Source organism: Dyella sp. C11, from assembly GCF_003121485.1.
GTDB lineage: Bacteria > Pseudomonadota > Gammaproteobacteria > Xanthomonadales > Rhodanobacteraceae > Dyella.
Map to the genome: position 1 here is coordinate 111,008 of NZ_QAVX01000004.1, position 12,231 is coordinate 123,238.

Consider the following 12,231-nt stretch of genomic DNA (forward strand, 5'->3'; position numbering starts at 1 on the left):
CTCGTTTTCTGCTGCTAGACTTTCCGGTCCACCCCGCGCGAAAGCGCCCCTTTCAGTGGTTGAAGACTTCCCATGAGTGATCTGTGGCGGCGCTGTCTCGAGCGTCTCGAGGGCGAATTGAACGCCGAAGACCTGCACACCTGGCTGATGCCGTTGCAGGCGCGCGACGACACCCATGGATTGAAGCTGTTCGCACCCAATCCCTACACGCTGGAAACGGTGCGCGAGCGCTATCTGGCGCGTATCGAAACGGTGATCAGCCAGCTGACCGGCCACGAGCTGACGGTGCGCCTGGAAGTGGGTTCCAGTTCCCCGCGGGCGACCGCGACCGGCAAGGTGACCGCGACGCCGACACCGACGCCCGCGCGGGCCGAACCGATGGTGGCCGAAGCGCCGCCGCCGACGTTCACCCACAACCTCGATCCGCATTACACCTTCGAAACCTTCGTTGAAGGCAAGTCGAACCAGCTGGGCAAGGCGGCGGCCATGCAGGTGGCGATGAATCCCGGCCGCGCCTACAACCCGTTGCTGCTTTACGGCGGCACGGGCCTGGGCAAGACGCACTTGATGCACGCCACCGGCAACCTGATGCGCGAGCGCAATCCGGACTTCAAGGTGCTGTACCTGCGTTCGGAGCAGTTCGTGGGCTCGATGATCGAAGCGCTGCGCACCAAGAGCATGGACGAGTTCAAGCGCCGCTTCCGCTCGGTGGACGCGCTGCTGATCGACGACATCCAGTTCTTCGCCGGCAAGGACACCACGCAGGAAGAGTTCTTCCACACCTTCAACGCGCTGTTCGAATCCAAGCAGCAGATCATCCTCACCTGTGACCGCTACCCGAAGGAAGTGGACAAGCTGGAGCCGCGGCTGAAGTCGCGCCTGGGTTGGGGACTGTCGGTGGCGATCGAGCCGCCGGACTTCGAGACGCGCGCGGCAATCCTGCTGTCCAAGGCACACGACAAGGGCGTGGCGGTAGGGGAGAACGTGGCGATGCTGCTGGCCAAGCGCATCCGCTCCAACGTGCGCGACCTGGAAGGCGCGCTCAACACGTTGGCGGCGCGTGCCAACTTCTACGGCAAGCCCATCACCATCGACTTCGCCGAAGAAACCCTGCGCGACCTGCTGGCCACGCATGCGCAGGCGGTCACCGTGCCGAACATTCAGAAGATCGTCGCGGATTACTACCAGGTGCGCCTGCAGGATCTGCTGTCCAAGCGCCGCGTGCGCTCGCTGGCGCGTCCGCGCCAGATCGCCATGGCGCTGTCCAAGGAGCTGACCGAGCACAGCCTGCCGGAAATTGGCGAGGCGTTCGGCGGCCGCGACCACACGACCGTCCTGCACGCCTGCCGCACGATCAAGAAGCATTGCGAGACGGACACACGCATGCGTCAGGATTGGGAACAGCTCATCCGCATTCTTACCGGCTAAGTTGCCGGTGGAAGCGGGGGTGCCTGTGCACTCTTCGCTTGAAAAGTACTGTGGCAACCTGTGGATAATAGGTGGACGACTTGGACGCTGAAGTTATCCACAATTGGCACACAGCGATCAGGCACTTCAGAACACAAAGTAATAATCGCGTAATTCATTGATTCAAAAAGAGAATTTTCGATTTTTGAGTTATCCACGCGACCTACCACCACTACAGAACTTCTTTTAAAAACAGAAAAGCAGGATTGGGGAAGCGCATACATGCAATTCAGCATTCAACGAGAAGCTCTGCTCAAACCGCTTCAGCAGGTCGTTGGCGTGGTCGAACGACGCCAGACACTGCCCGTGCTGGCCAACCTGCTGGTGAAAGTCGCCGACGGCAAAGTGTCGATGACCGGCACCGACCTGGAAGTGGAGATGATCGCCACCACGCCGGCAGACAAGCTGGTGGACGGTGAAATCACCATTCCAGCCCGCAAGCTTTTCGACATCGTTCGTGCGCTGCCCGATGGCGCGCAGATCGAGCTGAAGCTCAACGGCGATCGCGTTGCCATGAACGCGGGTCGCAGCCGCTTCACGTTGGCCACGCTGCCCGCCACTGAATTTCCCACCATCGATGAAATAGAGCTGGTTGAGCGGGTATCGCTACCGGAAGAAGTGCTGCGCGATCTCATGGAGCGCACGGCCTTCGCCATGGCCAATCAAGACGTGCGCTATTACTTGAACGGCATGCTGCTGGATCTGCAGGAGCACACGCTGCGCTGCGTGGCGACCGACGGCCATCGCCTGGCTCTGAAGGAAACCAAGCTGGACAGCAAGGTTTCCACGCGTCGCCAGATCATCATTCCCCGCAAGGGCGTGAACGAGTTGATCGGTTTGTTCGAAACCGGCGATGGGCAGATCGAACTGGAATTTGGCCGTAATCACCTGCGTGTCCGCCGTGGCGATGTGGTTTTCACCTCCAAGCTCATCGACGGTCGTTTCCCGGATTACGAAGCGGTGATTCCGCTGGGCGCGGACAAGCACGCCACGCTGGATCGCGAAGTGCTGCGCGGTGCGCTGCAGCGCGCGGCCATTCTTTCCAACGAAAAGTACCGCGGCGTGAAGCTGGAACTGTCGCCGGGCAAGCTGCGCATCGTGGCCCACAACCCGGAGCAGGAAGAGGCCGTGGAAGAGGTCGAGGCCGACACGCCGGTGTCCGATCTGGCGGTGGGCTTCAACGTGGGTTACCTGCTTGATGCGCTGGGTGCGCTGCGCGGTGAAAAGGCACGCTTGAACCTGCGCGATGCCCAATCCAGCTGCCTGGTGCAGGAAGACGACAGCGATCAGGCCCGCCACGTGATCATGCCGCTGCGCCTCTGATGTCGATCATTCGTTTGCCCCACCAGGGCAAGCCCGCTGCGAACGCCGGAGCCGTCGAAAGACGCTCCGGCGTTCTTGCTTGGGGCGCCCGCTGACATGCATCTGGAAAGTCTGCGCATCCGCGGTTTGCGTTGCCTGGAAGACGTGGTTCTGCCATTGGCTCCCGGTGTGTCGGTGTTTGCCGGTGCCAATGGCGCGGGCAAGACCAGCGTGCTGGAAGCGGCGTTTCTGCTCTCGCACGCCCGGTCGTTCCGGGCGGGAGCAAAAGACGCGTTGCTTCAGCGCGGTGCGGATTCACTCTCGGTCTTTGCCGAGTTGAGGCATGGGGATGGCCGGGGAAGCCGGCTCGGCCTGGGGCGGCAGGGTTCCAGGTGGGAAGCTCGAAAAGACGGCGAGGTGGTAAGCCTTAGCGAACTGGTGGGGGAGTGCGCCGTCGTTTGCTTTGAACCGGGCTCCCACGCCCTGATTGCCGGTGGCGCGGAAGAGCGGCGCCGTTACCTCGATTGGGGCGTGTTCCACGTGGAACACGAATTCATGGGCGCCTGGAGGCGCTACCAGCGGGCGCTCAAGCAGAGAAATGCCCTACTGCGCCAATCCATGTCGATTCCAGAGGCGCTATTCCTCCCCTGGGAGGCCGAACTGGATGCAACGGCGACTCTGATTGACCACATGCGGCAACTGTATTTGACGGCACTCCGCCCCCATATAGAAACCACGATGCGAAGCTTGCTGCCTGAGCTTGGTGCGGGGGAGTTGCGCTACCGGCGCGGGTGGGCTGAAGAATCGACGCTGGGAGCGCTGCTTTCCAGCCCCCGCGGTCGGGATCTTTCGCGGGGGCACACCACACTGGGCTCCCACCGGGCCGATTGGTCGATTGCATTCGAGCATGCGCCCCAGAGGGAACATCTTTCCCGAGGCCAGGAGAAGCTCACGGCACTGGGCTGCATGCTGGCCCAGGCGGCGCTTTACGCCGAGCGGAAGGGCGAGTGGCCCGTGGTTTGCCTGGACGATCTGGCCTCGGAACTGGACAAGGCGCATCAGGCCGCCGTGGTAAGCCAGTTGCAGGCGGTGGGCGCCCAGGTACTGGTCACGGGAACCGAGGTTCCTGAGGCGCTCCAGGGCAGCCCAGCGCTCGTGTTCCACGTGGAACAAGGTCGTCTCAACCCCCTGCTATAATCAACGATTGTGTCCTCGTCCGGCCTCGTATGGCGCCAACCGGACGGGGAAAGGCGCCCAGGAATCGGTCACCGAATGAACGATAAAACCTACGACTCAAGCAACATCAAGGTTCTGAAGGGCCTGGAAGCGGTGCGCAAGCGCCCTGGCATGTACATCGGTGACACCGATGACGGCACCGGCCTGCACCACATGGTGTTCGAAGTCGTCGATAACTCGATCGACGAAGCGCTCGCCGGCTACTGCGACCACGTGACCGTGACCATCCTGGAAGACGGTTCCGTCAGTGTCAGCGACAACGGCCGCGGTATTCCGGTCGACATGCATCCGGAAGAAGGTCGTTCCACCGCCGAAGTCGTCATGACCGTGCTGCATGCGGGTGGCAAGTTCGACGCCAATTCCTACAAGGTTTCCGGCGGCCTGCACGGCGTGGGCGTGTCCGTGGTGAACGCGCTCAGCTCGCACCTGTGGCTGACCATTTGCCGCGACGGCAAGGAATACCAGCAGGAATACAAGCTGGGTGAGCCGCAGTACCCGGTGAAGGAAGTCGGTCCGGCCAACAAGCGCGGCACCACCGTGCGCTTCATGCCGAGCACGGAAACCTTCTCCAATATCGAATTCCACTACGACATCCTGGCCAAGCGCCTTCGCGAGCTGGCGTTCCTCAATTCGGGCGTCACCATCGACCTGAAGGACGAGCGCGGGGAAGGGCGTAGCGATCGCTTTGCCTACGAAGGCGGCATCAAGTCGTTCGTGCAGCATCTGGCGCAGCTGAAGACCGCGTTGCACCCCAACGTGATCAGCCTCAGCGCCATGCAGGAAGGCATTTCGGTCGAGCTGGCCATGCAGTGGACCGACGCCTACCAGGAAACGATGTACTGCTTCACCAACAACATCCCGCAGCGCGACGGCGGCACCCACCTCACGGGCTTCCGTGCGGCGTTGACGCGTTCGCTGCAGGGCTACATCGAGAAGGAAGGCCTGGCCAAGAACGCCAAGGTGGCGCTCTCCGGCGACGACATGCGCGAAGGCCTGATCGCCGTGCTGTCGGTCAAGGTGCCCGACCCGAAGTTCTCCTCGCAGACCAAGGACAAGCTGGTGTCCTCCGAGGTGAAGACCGCGGTGGAGCAGGCCGTCAACGAGAAGCTGGGCGAATTCCTGCTGGAACCCCCCAACGAAGCCAAGGCCATTGCCTCCAAGGTGGTGGACGCCGCGCGTGCCCGCGAAGCCGCCCGCAAGGCGCGCGAGATGACCCGCCGCAAGGGCGCGCTGGACATCGCGGGCCTGCCGGGCAAGCTCGCCGACTGCCAGGAAAAGGATCCGGCGCTGTGCGAACTGTTCCTGGTCGAGGGTGACTCCGCAGGTGGTTCGGCCAAGCAGGGTCGCAACCGCAAGACGCAGGCCGTGCTGCCGTTGAAGGGCAAGATCCTCAACGTGGAAAAGGCCCGCTTCGACAAGATGCTGTCCTCGGCCGAAGTCGGCACGCTGATCACGGCGCTGGGCACCGGCATCGGCAAGGAGGAATACAACCCGGACAAGCTCCGCTACCACCGCATCGTCATCATGACCGACGCGGACGTGGACGGCTCGCACATCCGCACCTTGCTGCTCACGTTCTTCTACCGCCAGATGCCCGAACTGATCGAGCGCGGCCACGTCTACATTGGCCTGCCGCCGCTCTACAAGATCAAGCAGGGCAAGAACGAGATGTACATGAAGGACGACGCGGCGCTGAACAGCTACCTCGTCTCCAGCGCCGTGGACGGTGCCGAACTGCAGTACTCGGCCGACGCCCCGGGCATCAGCGGCGAAGCGCTCGAGAAGCTCCTGCGCGAATACCAGACCGCGCTTGACCAGATCGAACGCCTGGGCCATCGCTTTGATGCGACCGTGCTCACCGCGCTCCTCGAGCACGCGCCACTGGAACCGGCGTTGTGGGGCGACGAGCTGGCCATGCAGCGCTGGATGAAGGGCGTGGAATCGCGCCTGGCCGCCAGTGGTCTGGGCAAGCCGCGTTATCGCCTGGCGCTCCGTCCATCGGAAGGCGAACATCCGGCGGCCATCGAAGTGGTGCGCGAGCAGCACGGCCTCAGCCACACCTGGCTGCTGCCGCAGCCGTTCTTCGCCAGTGCGGAGTTCCGCCCGATCCTGCACATCAGCCAGCAGCTCGCCGGCATGGTGCAGGCTGATGCCGTGGTGCGCCGTGGCAATGGTTCGCGGGGCGTGCAGAGCTTTGCCGAAGCACGCCACTGGCTGCTGGAAGAGGGCAAGAAGGGCCGCATGATCCAGCGCTTCAAGGGCCTGGGCGAAATGAACCCGGAGCAGCTGTGGGAAACCACGGTGAATCCGGAAACCCGCCGCATGCTGCAGGTGGGCATCGAGGACGCCTTCGCGGCCGACCAGATGTTCTCCATGCTGATGGGCGAAGCGGTGGAACCCCGTCGCGACTTCATCGAAGCCAACGCGCTGAAGGTCGCCAACCTGGACATCTGACCAGGTCGAGCCGGGGGCGGTGCGAGGTCTTCGCATCCCCTCGGCTTTTTTTCGACATCGCGTACTAACGCGTTAGTGCACTATCTAAAGTCAGGAAAACGGGCGCCGATAGCGTGTTTCCAGGCCAAAAAGTCACGGGTCACAGTGACCTCCGCCTTGAAAATCAGGTCCAGTCGCGTCCGTATGGTTCAACTTATTGATTTTTAACAAACTTTATTGCCGCGTTGCGACTTGTTATCTACGGCCTAGTCAGGTTACGCTCAGCGATCCCCCGCGCCGCAACCGCGCGAAACCTACATTGAGGACTGCCATGAAGCGTGTTCCCCTGATCAAGATGCTTGCCGGTACGGCGCTGGCCCTGGCCGTCGTGAGCACTCCGGTCATCGCGAGCGACAGCACTTCCAAGGACAAGAAGGAAGCGCTGTACCCGAACGCCACGCGCAAGGAACCGAAGCTGGACCTGACCAGCGAGAAGGACCAGAAGGCCATCAACGACGGCCTCGACGCAGTCAACAACCAGGACAAGGAAAAGGCGGTCCAGATCCTTCAGCCGATCGCCGACAGCAGCAAGAGCAAGTACGCGCAGGCGCTGGCCCTCCAGGGTCTGGCGAACGTGCACTACAACGACGGCGACGTGAAGGGCGCCATCGACCTGCTCAACAAGGCGCTTGAGAACGGCACGCTGCCGAACGACACCTACTTCCAGCTCGAGTACATGCTTGCCCAGTTCTACCTGGCCAACGAGCAGTACCAGCAGAGCATCGACACCGTCGAGAAGTGGCGCGCCGAAGGCAAGAAGGAAACCCCCGAGTCGTACGCGCTGGAAGGCAATGCCTACTACCGCCTCGAGAAGTTCCCGGAAGCGATTGCCGCCATCAAGAAGGCGCAGTCGATGACCGACAAGCCGAACGACAGCTGGAACCAGATCCTCATGGCCAGCTACTCCGAATCGGGCCAGGGTGACCAGGCCGCACAGGTGGCGCAGCAGCAGCTCGCTGCCAACCCGAACGATCCCAACGCGCTGAACAACGCCGTTGCCGTGCTGATGCAGGGCCAGAAGTACCCCGAAGCCATCGCGCTGATGGAGAAGGCGAAGGACGCCGGTCAGTTCAAGACCGAGAAGGACTACGTCAACCTCGCCAAGCTCTACCTGATCACCGGCCAGAACAGCGGCGATCAGAAGGGTCCGTCGACGAAGGCCGCTGCCACCCTCCAGGAAGGCATGACCAAGGGCATCGTCACGCCGACCGCCGAGAACTACGAATTGCTGGGCGCCGCCAACTACATGTCCGACAACACGTCGGCAGCGCTGGCCGCCTACCAGAAGGCCATCCCGATGGCGAAGGACGGCGAGGCGAACATTCGCGCCGGCCAGCTGCTCATCCAGGACAGCAAGTTCAGCGAGGCGAAGAGCCTCATCCAACAGGGCATCGACAAGGGCGTGCAGCACAAGGGCACGGCTTACATGTTGCTGGCCGAAGCGTGCCGTGGCCTGAAGGACAAGCCGGGCACGATCGCTGCGATGGAGAAGGCCGCACAGGACCCCGAAACCTCAACCAAAGCAAAGGCTTGGCTGAAGGCACAGGGCGCGAGCAAGTAAGGCATCTGTGTAACTGCTGAGGGGCAGATAGACGTCCATTTGTCTGCCTCACAAGTGCTATACAAATGCTATGTGCTGTTGTACCGTTGAAACCTTTCCGTGTTCTCGTCCAGTGGCAAATGTCATCCCTTTGGATCGATTTGCCACAGGAAACCGTGACCACGTCTCACCGATTAATTAGCTCCAGATAGTGACAGATGGCCTCAAGTAACGATGCAACCGGCCAAGGGCCGTTCAATTGGAGGCGTACCTGGGCGCTGGCCGTAGCCATCGCGCTTCATGCGTTCGCGTTCCTGTTGCTGGTGGCGCCTATGGCACCGCCGAAGCAGGTACAGAAAGAAAAAGAACGCACGGTCCAGGTGAACTTTATCGACCCGCCGCCGCCGCCGAGCGTGGAAGAGCATTCGGCCAACGCCGTTGCGGCAGCCCCGCCGGCACCGCCTGCTCCTCCGGCACCGCCTGCGGATATCACCGCCAGTCAGGACATCAGCTACAACAGCCGTATTCAGCCCAAGTATCCGCCGCAGGCTATTCGCCAGCGTCACGAGGGCACGGTCACGCTGATGATTCTGGTGGGCGTGGATGGTTCGCCGAAGGACATCAAGGTGGAAGCGTCCAGCGGTTTTCGCGAGCTGGATCAGGCCGCGATTGAAACGGCACGCAAGTGGCGCTTCAATCCGAATATAAGGAACGGGCAAAAGACGGAAGGCTATGTCCGCGTCCCGATCAACTTCAATCTCAATCAGCTGTAACTTCGGTTACGGTTAATCAGTTCACGCTTGACTTTCCAAGGGTAGCGTTATGTTCCTGCAAACTTCTCCGGCCCCCGCGGGCGGTACCACCAACGCCGAAGCCATGAAGTCGATGGGCTTTGACCACCTTATCCACAACTTCGATTTCCTTGGCTGGATCGTGTTCGTGGTGCTGGTGGTGATGTCCTTCTCCTCCTGGTACTTCATCGTCGCCAACGCGATCCGCAACTCCATGGTTCGCGGTCGCGCCGACAAGGTCATCAACGGTTTCTGGGCGAATGGTTCGACCCAGGACGCCATCCGTGAGCTGGAAGCCCAGCCCAAGGGCGAACCGTTCTCGAAGATCGCCCTCGACGCCGCTTCGGCCGTCGCTCACCACCAGCAGGCTTCGGCCGGCGGTGGTCGCCTCGCCGAGTCGCTCAGCCGCTCCGAGTTCATCGATCGCGCCCTGCGCCAGGCCGTGGCTCGCGAGAGCCTGCGTCTGGAAGGCGGCCTGACCCTGCTCGCCACGGTCGGTTCGTCGGCACCGTTCATCGGTCTGCTTGGTACCGTGTGGGGCATCTACCACGCGCTGATCAAGATCTCCGCTTCGGGCAACGCTTCGATGGAAGCTGTGGCCGGTCCGGTGGGTGAAGCTCTGATCATGACCGCCTTCGGTCTGTTCACCGCTATCCCGGCCGTGCTCGCCTATAACTTCTTCAACCGCTCGAACCGCCTGACGTACGCTCAGTTCGACGAGTTTGCTCACGACCTGCACGACTTCTTCGCCACCGGCGCTCGCGTCGAAGGCAAGTGAGGATCTGACCCATGGCAATGAGTACCGGAGGCGATTCCGGCGGCCCGATGTCGGAGATCAACGTGACGCCGCTCGTCGACGTCATGTTGGTGCTGCTGATCATCTTCATGATCACGGCGCCGCTGATGTCCCATCGAATCACCGTCGAGTTGCCGACTGCCAATCCGAAGACCACGGATACGGAGCAGGTGACGCCGATGGACTTGGCCGTGAAGCCCGATGGCACGTATTACCTCGATGACATCGAAGTCAACGAGGGCGAGCTGAAGGCAAAGTTCGCGGTTGCGGCACAGCAGTCGCCGCAGCCCGAACTGCAGATCCGTGCGGACAAGACCACGGAATACAAGATCGTCAAGAAAGTCCTGGCCGACGCCAAGGAAGCGGGCATGGTCCATGTCGGCTTCATGACGACGGGCAAGGAGTAAGAGTCATGGCATTCAGTTCTGGAAGTGGTAAGGGCCCGATGGCCGACATCAACGTGACGCCGCTCGTCGACGTCATGCTGGTGTTGCTGATCATCTTCATGATCACGGCGCCGATTCTTACCCACAAAGTGAAGATCGACCTGCCGCAGCCGAACCCGAACGTGGTCCAGCCGGAAAACCCGCCGGAACCCGTTCGCCTGAAGATCGACCAGTCCGGTGCGCTGTACTGGAACGATACGCCGGTGGACGAGCTGGGCCTGAAGGCACAGCTCGCCGTGATCGGTGGTCTGGGCGATCCGGCCAAGCAGCCGGAAGTGCAGATCAACGCGGATGATGGCGTTGCTTATGAGCATGTGGCCCGTGTGCTGGCCGATGCGAAGAGCTACGGCCTCACCAAGATCGGCTTCACTGAAGGTCAGTAATTCTGTAAGGCATTACAGCAACACTACCCTTTGGACCCCCGCCAAGTGCGGGGGTCTTTTTTGGGGAAAAAAAACGAGCGGCCTTCCAGCGACGAAGCACGCAAGGCAAAACGGCCGTATGGACGTCCAAACGATATTCGACGCATCAACCGGTCGATGATCGACGACGCACCTGGATGACGTCCGTCGTCGAGGTGGGCTCAGTTCAGCGAAGTATCTGCAGGTACTTCCGCACGGTCGCCGAAAGACCGTCGTACAGCGCTTCACCGATCAGCGCGTGACCGATCGAGACTTCTGCCAGCCCGGGAATGGCGGCCTTGAACGTGCCGAGGTTGGCCTGGCTCAGGTCATGGCCGGCGTTGACGGCAAGCCCCGCATGTTGCGCTCGACGCGCCGTATCGGCGCAGCACTCCAGTTCCTGCTGCACATGGCCTTCGTCAAAAGCCTGGGCGTATGGGCCCGTATAGATCTCGATACGCTGCACGCCGATGGCTACCGCGGCTTCAAAGCCTGTGGCGCCCGAGTCCACGAACAGGCTGACGCGACAACCGAGCTCGCGCAACGCCGCGACAAGCGGCTTCAACGTTTCGATGTCGCGCGTCAGGTCGAAACCATGATCGGACGTGATCTGCCCATCGCCATCCGGGACCAGCGTGACCTGCGTGGGGCGAACTTCGCGGGCCAGCTCGATCAGGCCGGGATAGCTGCCACGTGCCGGAGCGAAGGGATTGCCTTCGATGTTGTACTCGACACGGCCTCGCGTGATCGCCGCCAGCGCACGCACGTCATCGGGACGCACATGACGCTGGTCCGGGCGCGGATGCACGGTAATGCCGCCGCAACCGGCGTCGATGCAAGTGTGTGCAGCGCGGAGAATGTCGGGTTCGGTGCCGCCGCGTGAGTTGCGCAAGACGGCGATCTTGTTGACGTTGACGCTCAGCAGGGTCATGGAAAATGGGGTACTCGCTGACAAGACTTGGCAAAGCCGCCGCGGTCACGGCGGGGCTGGTCACAGTGCGCCGATCAATCCGTGCCGGCAAGTGTCCACTGTCGGATACGTCGAGGGCCGCCTTGCCAGGCCAGGGTGCCGACATGCGCGTCATCAAGAATCAGTCGATGCAGTTGCCATTGCTGCGCTTCGTATCCCTCCAGCCGATGCAACACGGGCAGCTCGGAGGGACCAAGAATGCTCAGCCGATGCAGCCCAAAGGCCAACCCGCGCCCCAGCGCCTTGAGCACGGCTTCCTTGGCCGTCCATAGCTCGAGGAAGGCACGGTCACGTTGTCCGTCGGGCAAGGATTCCAGCGCCGTCGTCTCGTCCGGGCTGAAATAGCGTCGGGCAATGGGAACCGCCTTGGGGTGCGGTCGCAAACGCTCCAAATCGACGCCGGGCACTACACCGCGCGCAATGGCGATCAGTGCCTGGTCGTGACTGTGGGACCAGTTGAAGGAAAGCGCGTCGCGCTGCGAACCCGCCAGCGAAGGGCGTCCATGCTCGGAGGCTTCCAGCTCCACGTTCGCGGCCGGAATCCCCAGATAGGCGCCAAGCATGGAAAGCAGCGGCGCGCGGCCGTCATGGTGGTCGTAGGCGAGTCGCCAGACGTGAATGTCGTCATCGCCCAGCTGCGCAGCCATCTCGCCGGGTGTCAGGCCGTCGGTCGTGATCATCCGCGCATGTTGCCGCCCAAGAGGCGATACTTACAACTGTGGGTGTTTCGCCCACGCGCGCGCTGCGTGCCGTTCCAGTGCAGGGAGCCCTCATGTCGGAGAACACCGC

At 62.0% G+C, this 12,231-nt stretch carries 11 protein-coding genes; 9 read left to right on the plus strand and 2 right to left on the minus strand.

Features of this window, described 5'->3' with window-relative positions; all coding sequences use genetic code 11:
- Window positions 1-72 precede the first annotated feature (72 nt).
- From dnaA to DK366_RS06115, 9 genes are all read left to right on the plus strand, one after another.
- On the plus strand, window positions 73-1,428 hold the full coding sequence (gene dnaA, locus DK366_RS06075; RefSeq protein ID WP_109124647.1) for a chromosomal replication initiator protein DnaA: 1,356 nt from the start codon (window positions 73-75) through the stop codon (window positions 1,426-1,428).
- 261 nt (window positions 1,429-1,689) lie between these two features.
- On the plus strand, window positions 1,690-2,790 hold the full coding sequence (gene dnaN, locus DK366_RS06080; protein WP_109124648.1) for a DNA polymerase III subunit beta: 1,101 nt from the start codon (window positions 1,690-1,692) through the stop codon (window positions 2,788-2,790).
- A 96-nt stretch (window positions 2,791-2,886) separates the two neighbouring features.
- A complete protein-coding gene (gene recF / locus DK366_RS06085; RefSeq protein WP_109124649.1) occupies window positions 2,887-3,966 on the plus strand; it encodes a DNA replication/repair protein RecF in 1,080 nt (359 codons plus the stop codon).
- 75 nt (window positions 3,967-4,041) lie between these two features.
- Complete coding sequence (gyrB, locus tag DK366_RS06090) at window positions 4,042-6,459, plus strand: DNA topoisomerase (ATP-hydrolyzing) subunit B (protein WP_109124650.1); 2,418 nt, start codon at window positions 4,042-4,044, stop codon at window positions 6,457-6,459.
- A 310-nt stretch (window positions 6,460-6,769) separates the two neighbouring features.
- Window positions 6,770-8,059 carry a tetratricopeptide repeat protein gene (locus DK366_RS06095; protein ID WP_198651446.1) on the plus strand — a complete coding sequence of 430 codons (1,290 nt, stop codon included), beginning with the start codon at window positions 6,770-6,772 and terminating at the stop codon, window positions 8,057-8,059.
- A 197-nt stretch (window positions 8,060-8,256) separates the two neighbouring features.
- Window positions 8,257-8,811, plus strand: coding sequence for an energy transducer TonB (locus DK366_RS06100; protein WP_109124651.1), 555 nt, complete (start codon window positions 8,257-8,259; stop codon window positions 8,809-8,811).
- Between the two features lie 49 nt (window positions 8,812-8,860).
- Entirely contained in the window at window positions 8,861-9,607 is a 747-nt protein-coding gene (locus DK366_RS06105; protein WP_109124652.1) for a MotA/TolQ/ExbB proton channel family protein, read from the plus strand.
- 11 nt (window positions 9,608-9,618) lie between these two features.
- Window positions 9,619-10,032, plus strand: coding sequence for a biopolymer transporter ExbD (locus DK366_RS06110; RefSeq protein WP_109124653.1), 414 nt, complete (start codon window positions 9,619-9,621; stop codon window positions 10,030-10,032).
- A gap of 5 nt (window positions 10,033-10,037) precedes the next feature.
- Window positions 10,038-10,454 (plus strand): biopolymer transporter ExbD, encoded by a 417-nt coding sequence (locus tag DK366_RS06115; RefSeq protein WP_109124654.1) that lies wholly within the window; start codon window positions 10,038-10,040, stop codon window positions 10,452-10,454.
- 205 nt (window positions 10,455-10,659) lie between these two features.
- Here the strand turns inward: DK366_RS06115 and DK366_RS06120 are convergent, their stop codons facing one another.
- Window positions 10,660-11,403: a pyridoxine 5'-phosphate synthase gene (locus DK366_RS06120; protein WP_109124655.1), complete on the minus strand. Its 744-nt coding sequence runs from the start codon at window positions 11,401-11,403 to the stop codon at window positions 10,660-10,662.
- A 74-nt stretch (window positions 11,404-11,477) separates the two neighbouring features.
- Complete coding sequence (locus DK366_RS06125) at window positions 11,478-12,122, minus strand: 4'-phosphopantetheinyl transferase superfamily protein (protein ID WP_109124656.1); 645 nt, start codon at window positions 12,120-12,122, stop codon at window positions 11,478-11,480.
- Between the last annotated feature and the right edge of the window lie 109 nt (window positions 12,123-12,231).